This window comes from Bradyrhizobium sp. USDA 326 (genome assembly GCF_049739485.1).
In the GTDB taxonomy this organism is placed as follows: domain Bacteria; phylum Pseudomonadota; class Alphaproteobacteria; order Rhizobiales; family Xanthobacteraceae; genus Bradyrhizobium.
The window spans coordinates 1,386,458-1,406,990 of the sequence record NZ_JBMGQA010000001.1 but is presented as its reverse complement, the minus strand read 5'-3'; the positions used below and the strand labels follow the sequence as shown (position 1 = coordinate 1,406,990).

18 protein-coding genes are annotated in these 20,533 nt (G+C 63.8%); 9 read left to right on the top strand and 9 right to left on the bottom strand.

The window, feature by feature from the left end:
• Positions 1-2: 2 nt before the first annotated feature.
• Entirely contained in the window at positions 3-914 is a 912-nt protein-coding gene (gene metF, locus ABIG06_RS06745) for a methylenetetrahydrofolate reductase [NAD(P)H] (protein ID WP_124159267.1), read from the bottom strand.
• A 377-nt stretch (positions 915-1,291) separates the two neighbouring features.
• Between metF and ABIG06_RS06740 the strand changes: the two genes are divergently transcribed.
• Positions 1,292-2,308, top strand: coding sequence for an LLM class flavin-dependent oxidoreductase (locus tag ABIG06_RS06740; protein WP_424578093.1), 1,017 nt, complete (start codon positions 1,292-1,294; stop codon positions 2,306-2,308).
• A gap of 129 nt (positions 2,309-2,437) precedes the next feature.
• On the opposite strand, the gene ABIG06_RS06735 is transcribed toward ABIG06_RS06740, so the two are convergent.
• Positions 2,438-3,295, bottom strand: a complete 858-nt coding sequence (locus ABIG06_RS06735) for a prephenate dehydratase (RefSeq protein ID WP_124159265.1) — start codon at positions 3,293-3,295, stop codon at positions 2,438-2,440.
• A 37-nt stretch (positions 3,296-3,332) separates the two neighbouring features.
• Positions 3,333-4,073 (bottom strand): 3-deoxy-manno-octulosonate cytidylyltransferase, encoded by a 741-nt coding sequence (locus ABIG06_RS06730; RefSeq protein WP_124159264.1) that lies wholly within the window; start codon positions 4,071-4,073, stop codon positions 3,333-3,335.
• Positions 4,074-4,307: 234 nt separating this feature from the next.
• Here ABIG06_RS06730 and ABIG06_RS06725 point away from each other — a divergent pair, with 234 nt between their 5' ends.
• From ABIG06_RS06725 to ABIG06_RS06700, 6 genes are all read left to right on the top strand, one after another.
• Positions 4,308-4,862 (top strand): c-type cytochrome, encoded by a 555-nt coding sequence (locus ABIG06_RS06725; RefSeq protein ID WP_370135267.1) that lies wholly within the window; start codon positions 4,308-4,310, stop codon positions 4,860-4,862.
• A gap of 212 nt (positions 4,863-5,074) precedes the next feature.
• A complete protein-coding gene (locus tag ABIG06_RS06720; RefSeq protein WP_124159262.1) occupies positions 5,075-6,991 on the top strand; it encodes an extracellular solute-binding protein in 1,917 nt (638 codons plus the stop codon).
• 14 nt (positions 6,992-7,005) lie between these two features.
• Positions 7,006-8,892 (top strand): extracellular solute-binding protein, encoded by a 1,887-nt coding sequence (locus ABIG06_RS06715; protein ID WP_370135265.1) that lies wholly within the window; start codon positions 7,006-7,008, stop codon positions 8,890-8,892.
• Positions 8,893-8,894: 2 nt separating this feature from the next.
• A complete protein-coding gene (locus ABIG06_RS06710) occupies positions 8,895-10,004 on the top strand; it encodes a microcin C ABC transporter permease YejB (RefSeq protein ID WP_370135262.1) in 1,110 nt (369 codons plus the stop codon).
• Positions 10,004-11,185, top strand: coding sequence for an ABC transporter permease (locus ABIG06_RS06705; protein ID WP_370135259.1), 1,182 nt, complete (start codon positions 10,004-10,006; stop codon positions 11,183-11,185). The genes ABIG06_RS06710 and ABIG06_RS06705 overlap by 1 nt, the downstream gene beginning before the upstream one ends.
• Before the next feature lie 4 nt (positions 11,186-11,189).
• Complete coding sequence (locus ABIG06_RS06700) at positions 11,190-12,827, top strand: ABC transporter ATP-binding protein (RefSeq protein ID WP_370135257.1); 1,638 nt, start codon at positions 11,190-11,192, stop codon at positions 12,825-12,827.
• A gap of 127 nt (positions 12,828-12,954) precedes the next feature.
• On the opposite strand, the gene ABIG06_RS06695 is transcribed toward ABIG06_RS06700, so the two are convergent.
• From ABIG06_RS06695 to ABIG06_RS06685, 3 genes are all read right to left on the bottom strand, one after another.
• The gene (locus ABIG06_RS06695) at positions 12,955-13,281 is read right to left on the bottom strand and encodes a BA14K family protein (protein WP_370135254.1); all 327 of its coding nucleotides are present in this window, start codon (positions 13,279-13,281) and stop codon (positions 12,955-12,957) included.
• Between the two features lie 179 nt (positions 13,282-13,460).
• Positions 13,461-14,315 carry a C40 family peptidase gene (locus tag ABIG06_RS06690; protein WP_370135251.1) on the bottom strand — a complete coding sequence of 285 codons (855 nt, stop codon included), beginning with the start codon at positions 14,313-14,315 and terminating at the stop codon, positions 13,461-13,463.
• Positions 14,308-15,681 (bottom strand): leucyl aminopeptidase family protein, encoded by a 1,374-nt coding sequence (locus tag ABIG06_RS06685; protein ID WP_370135250.1) that lies wholly within the window; start codon positions 15,679-15,681, stop codon positions 14,308-14,310. The genes ABIG06_RS06690 and ABIG06_RS06685 overlap by 8 nt, the downstream gene beginning before the upstream one ends.
• Positions 15,682-15,880: 199 nt before the next feature.
• Here ABIG06_RS06685 and ABIG06_RS06680 point away from each other — a divergent pair, with 199 nt between their 5' ends.
• The gene (locus ABIG06_RS06680; protein ID WP_124159255.1) at positions 15,881-16,084 is read left to right on the top strand and encodes a hypothetical protein; all 204 of its coding nucleotides are present in this window, start codon (positions 15,881-15,883) and stop codon (positions 16,082-16,084) included.
• Positions 16,085-16,193: 109 nt separating this feature from the next.
• Positions 16,194-17,021: a tetratricopeptide repeat protein gene (locus ABIG06_RS06675; protein ID WP_124159254.1), complete on the top strand. Its 828-nt coding sequence runs from the start codon at positions 16,194-16,196 to the stop codon at positions 17,019-17,021.
• 56 nt (positions 17,022-17,077) lie between these two features.
• On the opposite strand, the gene ABIG06_RS06670 is transcribed toward ABIG06_RS06675, so the two are convergent.
• From ABIG06_RS06670 to ABIG06_RS06660, 3 genes are read right to left on the bottom strand one after another with little or no spacing between them, the layout of a single operon-like run.
• Positions 17,078-18,052 (bottom strand): type II secretion system F family protein, encoded by a 975-nt coding sequence (locus ABIG06_RS06670; protein ID WP_124159253.1) that lies wholly within the window; start codon positions 18,050-18,052, stop codon positions 17,078-17,080.
• Between the two features lie 9 nt (positions 18,053-18,061).
• Entirely contained in the window at positions 18,062-19,039 is a 978-nt protein-coding gene (locus ABIG06_RS06665) for a type II secretion system F family protein (RefSeq protein ID WP_124159252.1), read from the bottom strand.
• A 16-nt stretch (positions 19,040-19,055) separates the two neighbouring features.
• The gene (locus ABIG06_RS06660; protein WP_370135246.1) at positions 19,056-20,525 is read right to left on the bottom strand and encodes a CpaF family protein; all 1,470 of its coding nucleotides are present in this window, start codon (positions 20,523-20,525) and stop codon (positions 19,056-19,058) included.
• Positions 20,526-20,533 lie beyond the last annotated feature (8 nt).

Sequence of the window (20,533 nt, the reverse complement as noted above, 5' to 3'; positions counted from 1 at the left end):
TGTTACGCAGCCTTCTGGGCGGTCTTGACGCGAATGCCGAGCAAATGGCTGATCGCGAATACGAGATCGGCGCGGTTCATCGTGTAGAAGTGGAAGGTGTCGACGCCGTGCTTGGCGAGCTTCTGCACCTGGCCGGCCGCGACGGTCGCAGCCACCAGCTTGCGCGTCTCGGCGTCGTCATCGAGGCCGTCGAATTTCGCGGCGAACCAGTCCGGCACGGTGGTGCCGGCGCGGGTGACGAAGTTGCGCGCCTGCTTGAAATTGTGCATGGGCATGATGCCCGGCACGATCGGGATGTCGATGCCGCGGGCACGGACGCGATCGAGATAGCGGAAGTAGAGGTCGTTGTCGAAGAACACCTGGGTGATCGCGCGCGTCGCGCCGGCCTCGACCTTGGCCTTCAGCGTGTCGATGTCGGCATCGAAGTCGCGCGCTTCGGGGTGCTTCTCGGGATAGGCGGAAACGGAGATTTCGATATCGCCGTGCCGCTTCTTGATCCCGGCGACGAGCTCGGCCGAGCTCTGGTAGCCGTCGGGATGGCTTGAATAGGGCGTGCCGATGCCGCCGACGGGATCACCGCGCAAGGCCACGATGTGGCGGACGCCGACCTCGTGATAGCGGTCGACGATCTCGTCGATCTCGCCGCGCGAGGCGCCGACGCAGGTTAGATGTGCCGCGGGCAGCAGCGCGGTTTCCTTCAGGATGCGCGCGATGGTGGAATGGGTGCGCTCGCGGGTCGAGCCGCCGGCGCCGTAGGTCACCGAGACGAATTTCGGCTCGAGCGGGGCGAGCCGCTTGATGGTGTCCCAGAGATTGCGCTCCATCTCCTCGGTCTTGGGCGGAAAGAACTCGAAGGAGATCGCCGGCCGCTTCAGGTGCCCGTCGGCTGTCGCAGGCGTCGTCACGTCAGTCATGGCACCACTCGCTCCAATTTCCGCCGGCCCTGCGGTCTGGCTTGGGAGTGCCCAAGATAGGGCAAAGACAGGTTGCACGACAGCCCATCGATGATGGGAAATAGCCCACTATCAAGCCGATACATTCAATTTATAGACCTAGATTGCTCTATTGTGGGAAGATCGCTACAGAGACTAAATATAGTTATAGTATAATATGTTATTTGATTTCATGCGCCTTGACCCTGTCGGTTTTGGCTGTGGGCAGTATGAAGTTACGGTGTTTAAGATGTAATTTGGCCCAACGGACCTCTCTCGAGGCGGCCCGCTCGTCCATACCGTCAGCCCTGCGCAGCCCGCAATTGCCGCCGCACGGTCATCCATTACGCTAGCGCCCCATGATCCCGCTCTCAGTTCTTGACCTCTCCGTCGTCACCACGGGCACCAAGCCCGCCGCGGCGCTGCGCAACAGCATCGATCTGGCGCGCCACGTCGACGGGCTCGGTTATGTCCGCTACTGGCTCGCGGAGCATCACAACCTTGCTTCGGTCGCGAGTCCTGCACCCGACATCATGATCGGGCAGATCGCAGCGGTGACGAAGCACATCCGCGTCGGCTCCGGCGGCGTGATGCTGCCCAACCACGCACCGCTGGTGGTGGCCGAGCGCTTCAAGATGCTGGAGGCGCTGTTTCCCGGCCGGATTGATCTCGGCCTCGGCCGCGCGCCGGGCACCGATGGTGCCACGGCCTATGCGCTGCGCAGCCGGCTCGATCGGCGCGAGGGCGACGATTTCCTGGAGCGTCTGCACGAGTTGATTCTGTGGGAGACCCGCGAATTTCCTGCGGGCCACCCCTACAACAACGTCGTCGCGATGCCCGACGACACCAGGTTGCCGCCGATCTGGCTGCTCGGCTCCAGCGATTATTCCTCGGAACTGGCCGCCCAAATCGGCATGGGCTTCGCTTTCGCCCATCATTTCGCCACCCACGACGCGATCGATGCGATGGTGCATTACCGCAATCGCTTTCAGCCCTCGGCCTGGTGCGCGAGTCCGCATGCCATTCTCGCGGTCGCCGTCATTACGGCCGATACCGACGAGGAGGCCGAAAGGCTCGCCTCTTCCTTTGACCTCAATCGGCTGCGCCGTGACCGCGGTCAATATCTGCCGCTGCCGAGCGTCGAGGAGGCGATGGCCTATCCGTATACGGACGCCGAGCGCACCTCGATCTTGCGCAACCGCTCGCGCCTGTTCGTCGGCAGCCCCGCAACGGTGCAGAAGAAGCTTCAGCCGCTGATCTACGCCAGCAAGCCGGACGAGCTGATGGTGATCACCGCCGTGTACGATCACGAGGCGCGCAAGAAATCGTATTCGCTGCTGGCGGAGGCGTTCGGGCTGGCGAAGCAGGCGGAATAGTCTAGGCCGCTCTCGTGCCCCGGACGCAGCGCTTCTACAGCGGTGCGCTGCAGAGCCGGGGCCCACCGCAGTCCGGAGTCTTGCAGCCCCTGGGTCCCGGCTCGCGCTTCGCGCGTCCGCGACACGCCGCTAATCCTGCGTCTCGCTGAACGTCGCGCGGAACGGATGTCCCGGATACACGCCGACGATACGGAATTCGCGCGAGAAGAATTTCAGCTCCTCGATCGCGAAGGCAAGGCCCTTGTCATCGGGGTGGCCGTCGACGTCGGCATAGAACTGCGTGGCGAAGAAGTTGCCGTCGACCATGTAGCTCTCGAGCTTGGTCATGTTGACGCCGTTGGTCGCAAAGCCGCCAAGCGCCTTGTAGAGCGCGGCCGGCAAATTGCGCACCCGGAACACAAAAGTGGTGACCAGCGGGCCCGCGCCTTGGGGCGCCCATTTCGGCTCGCGTGCCAGCACCACGAAGCGCGTGGTATTGTGCGCCTCGTCCTCGATGTCCTCGGCGAGGATGTCGAGGCCGTAGATCTTCGCGGCAAGGCGCGAGGCGATCGCGGCCACGGTCTTGTCCTTGCGCTCGGAAATGTCGCGGGCGCTGCCGGCGGTGTCGGCGTGGACGATCGGCTTGATGCCGAGCTTGCGGATGATGCGCCGGCACTGGCCGAGAGCATGGACATGGCTCTCCACGCTCTTGATGTCTTCGAGCCTGGTCCCCTTCACCGCCATCAGCTGATGCCGGACCGGCAAGAACCATTCGCCGATGATGAAGAGGCCGGAGGCCGGCAGAAGGTGATGGATATCGGCGACGCGCCCGGCGACCGAGTTCTCGATCGGGATCATGCCGAGATCGGCCTCGCCCGATGAGATCGCCGACAGCGCGTCCTCGAAGGTGGCGCAGGGCATCGGTTCGGCGTCGGGATAGGCCTCGACGATGGCGATATGGGAATTGGCTCCGGGCTCGCCCTGGAATGCGATTTTCAGCTTGCTCATGTTTTGAAGTGCTCCTGCCCGGCCTTGTAGCAGCGGCTCAGGATTTGGAAAGGATGCTGCGCGCGGTTTCGAGGTCGGGCGGCGTGTCCACGCCGCGCGGTACGCTGTCGACGATCATGATATCGATGCGCATGCCGGCCTCCACCGCCCGGAGCTGCTCCAGGCTCTCCTGGCGTTCCAGGGACGAAGGCGGCAGCGACACGAACCGCTCCAGCGCCGCGCGGCGATAGGCATAGAGGCCGATGTGGTGGTATCGCGGTCCGTTGCCGTAAGGGGCTGTGGCGCGGGTGAAATAAAGTGCGCGCAACCGCTTCGGCCCGATCGGCGAGCCGATGGCCTTGACCACGCTCGGCGCGCGGTCCTCCTCCTCGGTGTGGATCTGCGAGGCCAATGTGACGATGTCGACCGCGGGGTCGTCGAAGGGCGGCAGCACCTCGCGGATCGTCGCCGGCGTGATGGTGGGGAAATCGCCCTGGAGATTGATCACGATCTCGGTCTTGCCCTCGGGATCGAGCTTCTGCATGGCCTCGTGAATGCGATCGGAGCCGGAGGGGTGGTCGGCGCGGGTCATCACCGCCTCGCCGCCATGGGCAGTCACCACGGAGGCGATCTCGTCGGTGTCGGTTGCTACCGCGACCCGGCCGATTGCAGCGGCTTCGGCCCGGCGCAGCACATGCACGATCATCGGCAATCCCGCGATATCGGCGAGCGGCTTGCCCGGCAGGCGGGTGGCGGCCATGCGGGCCGGGATCAGCACCAGGATGCGAGGATCGATCATTGGGTTCAAAGGTCTGGGGTCAAGAGCCTGGAAACGGGACGTTTTCCGCGCCGAGAAATGGAGTGGGGACGGGCTGAAAGCCGGCTTGCTTATACGGGTTGCCAGACCCCGGGCAAACCGATATCTCAATGGCAAAACTCGGGGAAACAATAAGGAACGCTTTGATTCTCCCGAGGCTCGTCCTGGCGGCCGCTTGGGCCGCTGTTTCCTTCTTGCGGTGGGGCCTGGCCGGAAATGGACTCTTTCGAACTCAACAAGATTCTCGGTGCCGTGCTCGGCACCTGCCTCTTTCTGCTGGTGACGAGCTTCACCGCGAGTGCGCTGTTCTCCCCCAAGATGCCGGAAAAGCCGGGCTTCGAGATTGCCGTGAAGGAAGATGCCGGCCACGGCAAGGAAGGCACTGCTGCGGCCGCATCGTCCGAGCCGATCGAGAAGCTGCTCCAGACCGCCTCCGTCGAGAAGGGCGCGGCGGCCGCCAAGAAGTGCGGCGCCTGCCACACATTCGAGAAGGGTGGCCCGAATCGGGTCGGCCCGAACCTCTATGGCGTCGTCGGCGAACCAAAGGGCCAGGGCCACGGTGGCTTCAACTTCTCCGCCGCGATGAAGGCCAAGGGCGGCAACTGGACGTTCGACGACCTCAACAAGTTCATCGCCAATCCGAAGGGTTTCATTCCTGGCACCGCGATGGGGTTTGCCGGTATTGCCAAGGATTCCGAGCGCGCCGATGTCATTGCCTACCTGAACTCGCTGTCGGAGCATCCTCAGCCGCTGCCGACGGCCTCGAAGTAAGGCCTCAAAGCCCGATTTTGGAACATGCGGCCAGGCTGAAAAGCCTGGCCGTTTCGCTATTCGGGCCTCGCGACGACGTTATCGGGGCGTTTGGCCGCATCTGCCAGGCAGTCCAGTCTTCCAAGATGAGGAAAAAGCAACATATTTTCCGTCGAAACCTCGCCTATATTGGAAACTTAAAGGAGAAGCTCCTTCAAGACAGGGATGTTGATTTGGCCATTACCCGACGCGATCTTCTGCTCACCGGCACTGCGGCCGCAGCGCTCCCCGCCCTCGGTTCCGTCGCGGGCGTTCCCGTCGTCGGCACGGCCGAAGCGCAGTCTTCCAATGAGCTGCCTTCGAGTGGGCTGCCTTGGCGCCATGCACTGTCGCTGTTTGGAAAGGTCAAGTACCCCGCCGACTTCAAACGCTTCGACTACGTCAATCCGGATGCGCCAAAAGGCGGTATCGCGCGCCAGATCGCCGTTGGCACGTTCGACAATTTCAACATCGTCGTATCAGGTGTGAAGGGGCAGGTCGCCGGTGCCGTCGCTTTCATCTACGAATCCCTCACGACGCCCTCGCTTGACGAGGTCTCGACCGAGTACGGTGCGCTGGCCGAAGCGGTCAGCCACCCGGACGATTTCTCCTTCGTCACCTATCGTTTGCGGTCGCAGGCGAAATGGCATGACGGCAAACCCGTCACGCCGGAGGACGTGATCTTCTCGCTCGATTCCTTCAAGAAGCATCACCCGATGTATTCGGCCTATTACAGCCATGTGGTCAAGGCCGAGAAGGTCGGTGAGCGCGAGGTGAAGTTCGTATTCGACGCGCCCGGTAACCGCGAATTGCCGCAGATCGTCGGGCAGCTCACCGTCCTGCCGAAGCATTGGTGGGAGGGGACGGACGCGCAGGGCCGCAAGCGCGATGTCTCCGCCACCACCCTGGAAGTGCCGCTCGGTTCCGGCCCCTACAGGGTCAAGGAGTTCGTAGCGGGACGGTCGATCGCGCTGGAGCGCGTCAAGGACTATTGGGGCCGCGACCTTCCCGCGAATGTGGGCCGCAACAATTTCGACGAGCTGCGCTACGAGTATTTCCGCGACGCCACTGTCGCGATCGAGGCCTTCAAGGCCGATCAGGTCGATTGGCGAACCGAGAACAGCGCCAAGAGCTGGGCGACGGCCTACGACTTCCCGGCCGTGAGCGAAAAGCGCGTGATCCTCGAGGAATTCGTCAATCGCAGCTCGGGCGTGATGCAGGCCTTCGTGCCGAACTTGCGGCGCGCCAAGTTCAGTGATCCCCGCGTGCGTCGTGCGCTCAACTACGCCTTCGACTTCGAGGAGATGAACAAGCAGATCTTCTACGGTCAGTACAAGCGTATCAGCAGCTATTTCGACGGCATCGAGGAGCTCATGGCAACTGGCTTGCCGCAGGGCAAGGAGCTCGAGATCCTCGAAACCGTCCGCGCTCAGGTCCCGCCCGAGGTCTTCACGACGCCCTACAGCAATCCGGTTGGCGGCAGCCCGGAGGCCGTTCGGGAGAATCTTCGCGAGGCGCTGCGCCTGTTCAAGGACGCCGGCTATGAGGTGCGCGACCGCAAGCTGATCGACGTCAAGACCGGCACCCAGTTTTCACTGGAGTTGCTGAACCAGGATCCGAGCTTCGAGCGGATCACGCTGTTCTACAAGCCGTCCCTGGAACGGCTCGGCATCGCCGTCAGTGTACGGACAGTCGATCCGACCCAGTACGAGAACAGGACGCGCGAGTGGGACTTCGATATCGTCACCAACTCATGGGGCGAGTCGCAGTCGCCGGGGAACGAGCAGCGCGAGTTCTGGTCGTCCAAGACGGCTGATATCGCCGGGTCGCGCAACATCGGCGGCATCAAGAATCCCGCGATCGACAAGTTGATCGAACGGGTGATCTACGCGACCGATCGCGACGATCTGGTGGCCGCAACCAAGGCGCTCGACCGCGTGCTGCTGTGGAATCACTACGTCGTGCCGCAGTGGACCTACAACAAGGTGCGCACGGCGCGCTGGGATCGCTTCGGCCGGCCGGCGGAATTGCCCAAATACGGTCAGTCCGGTTTCCCGTTCATCTGGTGGTACGACGCAGAGAAGGCGGCGCGGATCGCAAAGAAGTCGTGAAGGACATTCCCCGCATGACGCAGATGTCACGCCGCCATGTGTTGGTCTTGGGCGTTGGCGGCGCCCTTGGGGCGTCCGTCGGCGCGCCGCTGCTGCACGGTGCGCGAGCGTCGGAAGCGGTGATCGAGGCGCATGGTATCTCGGCGTTCGGCGATCTCAAATATCCGGCCGACTTCCATCATTTCGACTACGTCAATGTCGACGCTCCGAAGGGCGGTACGTTCTCGCTGATCCCGTCGACGAAATCGCATAACCAGTCCTACCAGACCTTCAACTCGCTCAACGCCTACATTCTCAAAGGCGACGGCGCGCAAGGCATGGACATGACGTTTTCGCCGCTGATGGTGCGGGCAAGCGACGAGCCGGACGCGATGTACGGGCTTGCCGCCAAATCCGTGCAGATATCGCCGGACAGGCTGGTCTATCGCTTCACGATGCGGCCGGAGGCGAAATTCCACGACGGCACCAAGCTGACCGCGCATGATGCGGCGTTCTCGCTGACGACGCTGAAGGCCAAGGGCCACCCGCTGATCGTCGTGAACATGCGCGACTTCGTGAGCGCGGAAGCGATCGATGACGCAACGCTCGTCGTCACCTTTGCCAAGGGGCGCGCCCGGGATGTGCCGCTCTATGTCGCCGGCCTTCCGATCTTTTCGAAAGCGTACTACACGCCCCGGTCGTTCGACGAATCGACGCTGGACGTTCCGCTCGGCTCCGGTCCGTACAAGGTCGGCAGGTTCGAGGTCAACCGCTACATCGAATTCGAGCGGGTCAAGGATTGGTGGGCCGCCGACCTGCCGGTTTGCCGCGGCAGCTATAATTTCGATGTCGTGCGCTACGAGTTCTATCGCGACCGCGACGTCGCCTTCGAAGGTTTCACCGGCAAGAGCTATCTCTATCGGGAAGAATTCACCTCGCGCATATGGGCAACGCGCTATGACTTTCCGGCGGTGAAAGATGGCCGCGTCAAGATGGAGGTCGTGCCCGACGATACGCCGTCCGGCGCGCAAGGCTGGTTCATCAACACGCGACGCGACAAGTTCAAAGACCCGCGCGTGCGCGAGGCCCTGATCAACGCCTTCGATTTCGAGTGGACCAACAAGACCATCATGTACGGCGCGTATGCCCGTACGGTGTCGCCATTCCAGAACTCGGACCTCATGGCAGGCAATGCGCCGCCTTCGCCGGAAGAGCTGAAGCTGCTGGAGCCGTTTCGCGGCCAGGTTCCGGACGACGTTTTCACCGCACCATTCACGCCGCCGGTCACGGACGGCTCCGGGCAGGATCGCACCCTGTTGCGCAAGGCACAACAATTGCTGAACGAAGCCGGCGTGCCGATCAAGGACGGCAAGCGGATGCTGCCGAATGGCGAGGTGTTCAAGATCGAGTTCCTGTTGGACGAACCTTCCTTCCAGCCGCATCATGCGCCCTACATCAAAAACCTCGGGACGCTCGGCATTGAAGCGAACGTGCGCCTCGTCGATCCCGTGCAATACAGGGCGCGTCAGGACGACTTCGATTTCGACATGACGATCCAGCGCTTCAGCATGTCCGCGACGCCGGGCGACGCCATGCGCTCGTTCTTCTCATCGCAGGTCGCGAACACCAAGGGTTCGTACAATCTCGCAGGCATCGCCAACCCGGCGATCGACGCCATGATCGAGAAAATCATGTCGGCTGACAGCCGCGAAGAGCTGACCGTCGCCTGCCGCGCTTTCGATCGGCTGTTCCGCGCCGGCCGCTATTGGGTGCCGCAATGGTACAACAAGACGCACCGGCTGGCCTATTGGGACCAGTTCGGCCATCCGCAGAAGCTGCCGCGTTATGCCAACGGCGTCGGCGCGCCCGACATCTGGTGGCATGAACCCGCCAAGGCGGCCAAGCTCGAGCAGGCAAAATAGCCATGAGTGCCTATATCGCCCGGCGCATCCTCCTGATGATCCCGACGCTGCTCGGGATCCTCTTCGTGTCCTTCGTCGTCGTGCAGTTCGCGCCGGGCGGCCCGGTCGAACGCGTGATCGCGCAGCTCTCGGGCGCCGATACCGGCGGCACGTCCCGCATTTCGGGCGGCAGCGATTTTGCGCAGCGCGCGCCTGGGCAGGTCGGTGGCGGGGGCGACGCCATCAATTCCAAATATCGCGGTGCGCAGGGGCTCGATCCTGATTTCATCAAGAAGCTGGAGGTGCAGTTCGGCTTCGACAAGCCGGCACCGGAACGCTTCGCGCTGATGGTCTGGAATTTCGCCCGTTTCGATTTCGGCAAGAGCTACTTTCGCGACGTCAGCGTGATCCAGCTCATCAAAGAGAAGCTGCCGGTCTCGATCTCGCTCGGGATCTGGCTGACGCTGATCACCTATCTGATCTCGATCCCCCTCGGCATCCGCAAGGCGATGAATGACGGTACGCGCCTCGACACCTGGACATCAACCGTCCTCGTGCTCGGCTATGCCATTCCCGGATTCCTCTTCGCCATTCTTCTGATCATCCTGTTCGCCGGCGGCTCCTTCTTCAACTGGTTTCCGCTGCGCGGGTTGACGTCAGACGGATGGTCGGAGTTTCCCTGGTACTGGAAGATCATCGACTATTTCTGGCATCTGACGCTGCCGCTGATCGCCATGGGCCTCGGCGCGTTCACCACCATGACGTTCCTGACCAAGAACTCGTTCCTGGACGAGATCCGCAAGCAATACGTCATGACCGCGCGCGCCAAGGGGTGCAGCGAGAACCGGGTGCTGTACGGCCATGTCTTCCGCAATGCGATGTTGATCGTGATCGCCGGCTTCCCCGGCACCTTCATCCACGCCTTCTTTTCAGGCTCGCTCCTGATCGAGACCATCTTCTCGCTGGACGGGCTGGGGCTGCTCAGCTTCGAGAGCGTGCTCAACCGCGACTATCCCGTGGTGTTCGGTACGCTTTACATCTTTTCGCTCGTCGGTCTCGTGATCAACCTGATCTCCGACCTGACCTATATGTGGATCGACCCCCGGATCGATTTCGAGGCGCGGGAGGTCTGATGACGCTGGCCGCCCCAACGACGCCGGTCGAAACCACGGCGAAATCGCCGCTCGGCGATTCGGTGCCGATCACGCGTAAGCCGTTCTCGCCTTCGCCGCTCAACAGGCGACGGTGGCAGAACTTCAAGGCCAACCGGCGCGGCTACTGGTCGTTCTGGATCTTCATCAGCCTGTTCGTGATCTCGCTGTTCGCCGAGCTGATCGCCAATGATCGGCCCTTCCTGATCAAGTTCGACGGCCGGCTCTACTGGCCCGCCTTCGTGACCTATTCGGAAACGACCTTCGGCGGCGACTTCGAAACCGCGGCCGACTATCGCGATCCCTATTTGCAGAAGCTCATCAAGGACAAGAACGGCACGATCGTCTGGCCTCTGATCCGCTATTCCTACGATACTCACAATCTCGACTTGCCGACGCCGGCGCCGTCGCCGCCGACCTGGATGTTGACGGAGAAGCAGTGTCAGCCGGTGGTGGAGAAGAAGGGGCTGAAGAGCTGCCGCGACCTCGAATACAACTGGCTCGGCACCGACGATCAGGGCCGCGACGTGGTCGCGCGATTGATCTACGGCTTCCGCATCTCGGTGCTGTTCGGACTTTGTCTCACGATCGTCTCGTCGGTCATCGGCATCGCGGCGGGGGCGGTGCAGGGCTATTTCGGCGGTCGGGTCGACCTGATCTTCCAGCGCTTCATCGAGATCTGGACGGCGATTCCTTCGCTCTACCTTCTCTTGATCCTGTCCTCGGTCCTCGTGCCCGGCTTTTTCGTGCTGCTCGGCATCCTCCTGCTGTTCTCCTGGGTCTCGCTGGTCGGCCTCGTGCGGGCCGAGTTCCTGCGCGGACGCAACTTCGAATACATCCAGGCGGCGCGGGCGCTCGGCGTCTCCAACCCGGTCATCATGTTCCGCCACCTGCTGCCGAACGCGATGGTCGCGACCATGACGTTCCTGCCCTTCATCGTGTCCAGCTCGGTGATGACGCTGACGGCGCTCGATTTCCTGGGCTTCGGCCTGCCGCCGGGATCGCCTTCGCTCGGCGAATTGCTGTCGCAGGCCAAGTCCAATGTGCAGGCACCCTGGCTTGGCTTCTCCGGCTTCTTCTCGGTTGCGATCATGCTGTCGCTGTTGATCTTCATCGGCGAGGCCGTGCGCGACGCCTTCGATCCGCGCAAGACGTTCAGGTAAGGCGATGGACGCAATCAACCAGCCCCTGCTCAGCGTGCGCGACCTTTCGGTGGCCTTCCACCAGGGCGGCGCCACCACGCTCGCGGTCGACAAGGTCTCGTTCCAGATCAAGCGCGGCGAATGCGTGGCGCTGGTCGGCGAGTCCGGCTCCGGCAAGTCGGTCAGCGCGCTCTCGATCCTGAAGCTGTTGCCCTATCCGAACGCGTCGCATCCCTCGGGCAGCATCCGCTTCAAGGGGCAGGAGCTGATCGACCGCTCCGAGCAGCAGATGCGCGAGATCCGCGGCCGCGACATCTCCATCATCTTCCAGGAGCCGATGACCTCGCTCAATCCGCTGCACACGATCGAGGCGCAGATCGGCGAGATCATCCAGCTGCACAATCCGACCAGCAATGCGCAGGCGCGCAAGCGGACGCTGGAGTTGCTGACCCAGGTCGGCATCCCCGAGCCCGAGACGCGGCTGAAGAGCTATCCGCACCAGCTCTCCGGCGGCCAGCGCCAGCGCGTGATGATCGCGATGGCGCTTGCCAACGAACCGGACCTCTTGATCGCGGACGAGCCGACCACGGCGCTCGACGTCACCGTGCAGGCGCAGATCCTGGCGCTTCTCGCCGAGATCCGTTCGCGGCTCGGCATGAGCCTCTTGTTCATCACCCACGATCTCGGCATCGTCCGCCGCATCGCCGACACCGTCTGCGTCATGAAGGGCGGCGTGATCGTCGAGCAGGGGCCGGTCGAGCAGGTCTTCAAGACCCCGAAGCATCCCTATACGCGCGACCTGCTCGCGGCGGAGCCGAAGCCGGATCCAGCGCCGCCGCAGCCGGATGCGCCGGTGGTGATGTCGGCCAATGATCTCAAAGTCTGGTTTCCGATCAAGCGCGGCTTGATGCGCAAAACGGTCGGCCACATCAAGGCGGTCGATGGCGTCAGCGTCGCCGTGCGCAAGGGCGAGACGCTTGGAGTCGTCGGAGAATCAGGCTCGGGCAAGACCACGCTGGGGCTCGCATTGCTGCGGCTGATCTCCTCGAACGGGCGCATCGTATTCCTGGGCAAGGACATCCAGGGCCTGCGCTTCAAGGAGATGCGGCCCTTCCGGCGCGACATGCAGATTGTGTTCCAGGATCCGTTCGGCTCGCTCTCACCGCGCATGTCGGTCGCCGACATCATCGCCGAAGGTCTTTCCGTGCATCAGCCGAAGCTGTCGCGCGAGGAGCGCGAGGCGCGCGTCGTCAAGGCACTCGAGGATGTCGGGCTTAATCCTGAGACGCGCTTCCGCTATCCGCATGAATTCTCCGGCGGCCAGCGCCAGCGCATCAGCATCGCGCGCGCGGTGGTGCTGGAGCCGGATTTCGTCGTGCTGGACGAGCCGACCAGCGCGCTCGACATGCTGTTCCAGGCCCAGATGGTCGATCTCTTGCGCGAGCTCCAGCGCAAGCGCGAACTCACCTACATGTTCATCTCGCACGATTTGCGGGTCGTCGCCTCGCTCGCCAGCCATCTCATCGTGATGCGCGGCGGCAAGGTGGTGGAGGAAGGCCAGGCCGCCGAGTTGTTCAAGAATCCGAAGACGGATTACACGCGCGCCCTGTTCGCGGCTGCGTTCCGGCTGGAGACGGCGGGGAACGGGGCGGTGGCGACGTAGCTTTTCGTCATTCCTGGGACTGCGAGCTGTCCGTCCCGGGGCGAAGGCGAAATGCTCGGGAGATTCGAGGCGCCGCCTCAGCATCGCCTCGAATCCCGCCACGGATGCAGGTCCGCAATTCGCGGCGTTACCTGCAGAGATGGCGGCGGCCGTCCCGACCGATGTAGGTGCTCGTTGCCGGATCGTAGGATCGGTAGCGCTCCGCGCAAGAACGCAAGGCGGCGCCGTTCGTGCGAGCCAGGGCGTTATCCACCCTCCGAGAAGGAGCCGCGCCATCCGGCAACTCGAGGCCGATCCGACCTGCCGGCGTCAGTGTGCCATTCAGATTGCGATTGGGGTACTCGGCCTCGTAAGTATCCGGGTGGCTGCTTGCAAAGCCGGACTGCGCGTAGGCGGTGCTTAAGGTCAGGCCCGACAGCAAAGCCGCTGCAGCGAGAATCTTGAGTCCAGTCATAGTCGATCTCCATCACCAGCCGGTGCATCGTGCTGCCGGTGCGGTGAGATGTGGATCGACATGGTGCGGTCAACAAGCTCGCCGTGAGCCCAAACTTGCTGCCCGGCCCAATGCTGTCGTTCAAACACAGAAAGCGTCGTGTGTTTGTGGAACGAGAGGCAGTGGTCGAGGCAGGCCCGCTAGAGTCGCTTGATCGCGGTGACCTCGCTGCCGGCCTGCCTGATCCGCGCAATCGCGGGCTCGATCGGTTCGATCACGGCCGCCATGTGATAGGCATTGGCGTGAACCATGGTGCTGGCATCTCGGACGATGGCGACGTGGCCCTTCCAGAAGATCAGATCGCCGCGCAGCAAGCTGCTCTGCTCGTGCGGTTCCAGCGCGCGGCCGAGTCCGGCCTGCTGCATATCGCTGTCGCGCGGGCAGCCGATGCCTGCCGATGTCAGCGACACCTGCACGAGGCCGGAGCAGTCGATCCCGAAACTGCTCTTGCCGCCCCACAGATAGGGTGTGCCAACGAAGCGCTCGGCGACGGCGACGAAGTCCGGTTCGCGATGATCGAGCGGAACAAGGTGCGTCTTCGGCAGGAACGTTCCTTCCCGCGTCACCGCGAACGCCCCGTCCGTACGCATGATTGCGAGCTTTGATCCGAGCGCAAGCGTGTCGGCGGGCGGTAGCTTGATCGAGGGACCAGGAAACGCAAACGTCCGCAGCGCGCTGACCTTGTGCGTCGGCGCGGCCGTCGGCTTCAGGAGCGCCGCATCGGGAAGCCAACCGACATAGCCGTCGCCATCGAGCTGGCCCCACGCCCAGCCCTCGCCGTTGCGGTCGTAGATGGTGACGCGCTCGCCGCGTAGCGCCTCCGTCACCAGCATGGCGTTCGGCGACGGCTGCTCGCGCATCGGCGCGATCGCCTCGACCACCTCGAATTCTTCCCCGGTGACGAAGCGCTCCGCCTCGACCTTGCCTTCGAGATATTTCGCGGCGATGTCGCCCCGCGCCGGCGTCAGCCTTGGATCGTATCTTGGATCATGCATAGCGCTCGCTCAGCAATGCGTAGATGGCGCGCGCGGCTTGGCACTCGCCGCCCTCTGGCCGCGCCGGCTTCGCCGAGGGCGTCCAGCCGTAGATGTCGACATGCAGCCAACTTTTGGCGTGCTCGACGAAGCGCTGCAGGAACAGCGCGCAGGTGATCGAGCCGGCGAAGCCGCCGGACGGCGCGTTGGTGATGGTAGCGGTCTTGGAGTCCAGCCAGGCATCGTAGGGCGGCCACAGCGGCATGCGCCACAACGGATCGTTCTCCTTCACCGCGCAGCGCGCGATGTCGGCGGCCAGCGTCTCATCATTGGTGTAATAGGGTGGTAGATCCGGCCCCAGCGCGACGCGCGCCGCGCCGGTCAGAGTGCCCAGGTCGATCAGCAGGTCGGGTTTCTCCTCGTCGGCGAGCGCCAGCGCATCGGCGAGGACGAGCCGGCCTTCGGCGTCGGTATTGCCGATCTCGACGGTAATGCCTTTGCGCGAGGTGAAGATGTCGAGGGGGCGGAAGGCATTGCCGGCGACGGCGTTCTCCACCGCCGGAATCAGCACGCGCAGCCGCACCTTCAGCTTCGCGTCCATCACCATGCGTGCGAGCGCGAGCACGTTTGCGGCGCCGCCCATGTCCTTCTTCATGATCAGCATGCCGCTCGACGGCTTCAGGTCGAGCCCGCCGGTGTCGAAACACACGCCCTTGCCGACCAGCGTCACCTTGGGATGATCAGGATCGCCCCAGCCGATTTCGATCAGCCGCGGCGCGCGGCTGGAGGCCATGCCGACGGCGTGGACCAGCGGGAAATTCGTCTTCAGATCCTCGCCGATGGTGCAGGCGAAGCTTGCGCCAAACTCGGTTGCGAGCGCTTGCGCGGCTGTGGCGAGTTCCTCCGGGCCCATGTCGTTGGACGGCGTGTTGATGAGGTCACGCGCCAGCATTGCGGCATCAGCGATCCGCTCGATCTCCTCCGCGTCGACACCGTCAGGCGGCACCAACCGGACGTCGGGGCGATCAGCCTTGCGGTAGCGGGCGAAGCGGTAGCAGCCCAGTGCGAAGGCGAGCGCCGCCAGCCGCGGATCGTGCGGTGCGTTGGCAAAGCGATAAACGCCAGGCGGCAACAGACCGGGCAGGGCGCCGGGTCGGAACAGGTCGCGCGATCTTGCACCCTCATCCTCGAGGCCGAACAGCACCTGCGCAATCGCCCCGTCCGGCGCGGGCAGCGCCAGATAGCTGCCCGGCTTGGCGGCAAAGGCGCTCGCGGCGGCGTACTTGCGTTGCGCTGGCGGTAACGTCTCGGCGGCCCGATCCCAGCTCGATTTGGTCACGAAAGTGATGGGGATGGCGGTGGGCGACGTCTCGAAGATGGAGGGCATTGGCGGGTCCGGATCGTCAGATCAAGCGGGTCATGCGAACGAACGAGACTTCGCAGAGTTTCGCCGCCGCTGCAATCGGGCTTTGCCGTGACCGTTCGGCGATCGCTACTCGCCGCAAGGGGGCCATGCTAGGCTCGGGGATGCGGCCGCCAGACGTTGAGATCGCCGGCGACCGACCAGGAAGCGCCGGAGGAATGCGATGGATTTTGTGTGGAGCGCGGTCACATTCGTCGGCCAGGCCATCGAGGCGATTTTTGGCTATATCGAGCATCACCACTGGATCTTCGCGTTCCTTGCCGGCGGTTATGTCTTCTATCTCCACGATCGCTCCGTCCATGCGCGGTTCGATGCGCTCGACAAGCGCATCGACGAAATCCGCAGGCGGCTTGCCATCGAATATTGACCAGGCCGAGGAAGCCCAGGGCGGGGTTCCCCGTTAACCCGCCATTAGGGTTAACAGTCTATTGCTGGCGCGTTCAGCTCGATCCATCCGCTCGAGAGTCAAAAGCGTCATGCGTCAACGGTTCAGTCCTGCCCGGCTTCTTGCATCCGCCTCGCTCGTCGCGATGGTGGCGGTGAATCTCGGCGGCTGTACGGCAATGTCAAAGCTGTCCGACGTCACGGGCTCGGTCGGCGCCCGGGCGGAGGCGGCTCCCACCGATCGCGCGCCCACCGATCCAGCGCGTGCCGTCGAAGTCTATGGCGAGCGATACCGTGCCAATCCCAAGGATGCCGATGCCGCGCTCGGCTACGGACAGGCCCTGCGCGCCAACGGCCAGCGCGCCCAGGCCGCCGCCGTGCTTGAGCAGGCGACCATCGCCAATCCCGGCAACAAGGCGCTGCTCGCCCAGTACGGCCGCGCACTCGCCGACAATGGCAATTTCCAGCAGGCCTACGACGTCCTGTCGAAGGCGCATTCACCCGACAATCCGGACTGGCGCCTGCTTTCGGTGCAGGGCACGGCGCTGGACCAGATGGGCCGTCATGAGGAGGCGCGATCCTATTACGCGAGCGCGCTGAAGATCGCGCCGGGTGATCCCGGCGTGCTCTCCAATCTCGGCCTGTCCTATATGTTGTCGAGAGAGCTGCCGAAAGCCGAAGAGGCGTTGCGGCAGGCCTACGCCTCGCCGCGTGCGAACGCGCGGGTGCGGCAGAACCTCGCCCTGGTCGTCGGTCTCCAGGGCCGCTTCGCGGAAGCGGAGACCATCGTCAAAGCGGACCTGCCGCCGGACCAGGCAGCGGCCAATGTCGCCTATCTCAAGGACATGCTCAGCCGCAGCGAGGCCCCGCACGGTGCACCGAAGCGGACGCCGGTTGCTTCGCTCAGTCAGTCCGACTGATCAGATCTGTTCGCCCGGACTGGGCCTGAGTTGCGAACCGCGCGGTTCGCTCTGGCTCACTGCAACTCCGTGACCTTGATGGCAGTCGGTCCGAGAATGACCACGAACAGCACCGGCAGGAAGAACAGGATCATCGGCACCGTCAGCTTCGGCGGCAGGGCGGCGGCCTTCTTCTCGGCCTCGTTCATGCGCATGTCGCGGTTCTCCTGCGCCATGACGCGCAAGGAATGGCCGAGCGGGGTGCCGTAGCGCTCCGCCTGCTGAAGCGCCAGACACACCGACTTGACGCCCTCGAGCCCGGTACGTCGTGCCAAGTTCTCATAGGCGACCTTGCGATCCTGCAAATAGGACAGCTCGGCCGTCGTCAGGGTAAACTCCTCCGACAGCGCGATCGACTGGCCCACGATCTCGGTCGCAACCTTCCGGAACGCCATCTCGACCGACATGCCGGATTCGATGCAGATCAGGAGCAGGTCGAGCGCGTCGGGAAACGCGCGCTTGATCGAGAGCTGGCGCTTGGCGATCGCATTCCTGAGGAACAGCATCGGCGCCTGAAGGCCGAGATAGGCCGCGCCGATGCAGATGCCGATCTTGACCGGCAGCGCCTGTTCCATACGCGCGATCACGAAGACGTAGAGGGCCGAGCCGATGAAGAGCACGATCGGGGCGACCATGCGGGCAAACAGGAAGGTGATGTAGGGTGCCTGGCCGCGGTAACCCGCCATGATGAGCTTGTCCCGCGCCGCTTCCTGCGCGAGCCATTTGGTGAGGTTGAAGTCCTCGACCACCTTGGAAACGATTTGCTTCGGTGTCTGGCGCAGCGAGACCTTTTCGCTCTTGTGAAGACGCTCACGCTCGCGTTGCCGGATGCGCTCACGCTCGCTTGCCACCGCTTTCATGCGCTTGGAGAGACCCTCGCCGGCGAACAACGGCATCACCAGCGTATACACGGTTGCGCTGGCGGCGATGGCCGCGAGCAGCATGGTCATGAAACGGACGTCGTGCAGTTTCGAGACGAGGAATTCGACCATACGGCACCGTCAGAAATCGAAGTTGATCATCTTCTTCATCACCATGACGCCGATCGACATCCAGACGACGCAGCCGACCAGCATCAGCTGTCCGGTAGGATGAGTCCAAAGCAGGGCGATGTATTGCGGCGTCGTGAGATAGACGAGGAACATCACGATGGGCGGCAGCGAACCGATGATGCCGGCCGAGGCCTTGGCTTCCATCGACATCGCCTGGATCTTTTCCTTCATCTTCTTGCGGTCGCGCAGCACCTTGGAGAGGTTGCCGAGCGCCTCGGAGAGGTTGCCGCCCGACTTCTGCTGGATCGACACCACGATGCCGAAGAAATTGGCCTCCGGCAGCGGCATGCGTTCGTAGAGCCGCGCGCAGGCCTCGCCCAGCGGCATGCCGATCGTCTGAGTCTCGATGATCGCCAGGAACTCGCTGCGCAGCGGCTCGGGAGAATCGGCGGCCACGACCTTGATCGATTCGAACAGCGGAAGGCCCGCCTTGATGCCGCGAACGATCACGTCGACCGCGTCGGGCAGCGCAGCCAGGAACTTGGCCTCGCGGCGCTTTTTCAGGAAGTTGAGTGCCCAGCGTGGCAGGCCGAAGCCGCCGGCAAAGGCGAGACCGGCAGCGCCGATCAGGCCGCCGCCGCCGAACAGAGCGCCCGCGAAGAACACGCCCGCCACGACGGCAGACACGATCCAGAACTTCTGCGGCGTCCAGTCAAGCCCCGCCTGCGACAGGCGGACGCTGAGCGGAGCGCTCTTCTCCTGGGCGCGCCGCGCCTCGAGGTCCTTGAGCGTGGTCTCGACCTGCTCGCGGCGCGAGCGCTGGGTCTTCTCGGCCTGGCGGACGATAGGCGCCTCGGCGCGCGCGACCGAAGCGCGGCGGCTCTCCGCCTTTCGTTCTCCGGACAGCAGCGGATAGAGGAAGACCCAGGCGATGCCACCGACCGCTGCGGTGGCGAGGAAGGCGAGGGCGAGGACCTGCATGTTCATGGCGGCGCTGACCTGCTCATGTGTTCGGAGCGACTTCCGCTGCGTCGAGCGCAGCGGCAAGGCGCTTCTCATCGCCGTAATAGCGGGCGCGTTCCCAGAACTTCGGACGGCCGATGCCGGTCGAGCGGTGCCGCCCGATGATCTTGCCGTTGGCGTCCTCCCCCATCATGTCGTAGAGGAAGATGTCCTGGGTGATGATGGTGTCACCTTCCATGCCCATCACCTCGGTGATGTGAGTGATGCGGCGTGAACCGTCGCGCAGGCGCGCGGCCTGGATAATCACGTCGATCGAGGCGCAGATCATCTCGCGGATGGTTCGCGAGGGCAGGGAGAAGCCGCCCATCGTGATCATGGATTCGCAGCGCGACAGCGCCTCGCGCGGGTTGTTGGCGTGCAGCGTGCCCATCGATCCGTCATGGCCGGTGTTCATGGCCTGAAGCAGGTCGAAGGCCTCGGGTCCGCGGACCTCGCCGACGATGATGCGTTCGGGCCGCATGCGCAGGCAGTTGCGCACCAGCTCGCGCATGGTGACCTGGCCCTCACCCTCGATGTTGGGCGGGCGGGTTTCCAGCCGAACCACATGGGGCTGCTGGAGCTGGAGCTCGGCCGCGTCCTCGCAGGTGATCACGCGTTCGTCGTGCTCGATGTAGTTGGTGAGGCAGTTGAGCAGCGTGGTCTTGCCCGAGCCGGTACCGCCGGAGATCAGCACGTTGCAGCGGACCCGACCGATGATCTGGAGGATCTCGGCGCCTTCCGGCGAGATCGCGCCGAACTTGACGAGCTGATCGAGCGTCAGCTTGTCCTTCTTGAACTTGCGGATGGTCAGGGCAGGGCCGTCGATCGCGAGCGGCGGCACGATGGCGTTGACGCGGGAGCCGTCGGCGAGGCGCGCGTCGCAGATCGGCGAGGATTCGTCGACGCGGCGTCCGACCTGGCTGACGATCCGCTGGCAGATGTTGAGGAGCTGCTGGTTGTCGCGAAAGCGGATGCCGGTGCGCTGGATCTTGCCGCCCACTTCGATGAAGACGGTGCCGGCTCCGTTCACCATGATGTCTGCAATATCGTCGCGCGCGAGCAGAGGCTCCAGCGGGCCGTAGCCGAGCACGTCGTTGCAGATGTCGTCGAGCAGCTCTTCCTGCTCGGCGATCGACATCACGATGTTCTTGATCGCGATGATCTCGTTGACGATGTCGCGGATTTCCTCTCGCGCCGATTCAGAATCGAGCTTGGCGAGCTGGGCGAGGTCGATCGCCTCGATCAGTGCGCCGAAGATGGTCGCTTTGACCTCGTAATAATTGTCCGAACGCCGGCTCTCCATGGTCGGAGGCGGCGCGACTTTGGCAGGGGCAAGCGGCGGCGAGGCGACGGTCGGCGGAGGCGGGGCGCGCGATATCGTCGGCGCCGGAGCCTGGGCAGGCTCGTGCGACACGGCGCCGGGCTTTGGTGCCCGAAAGTCGGTGTCTGTTCCGCTACGCTTACCGAACACTTAACAAC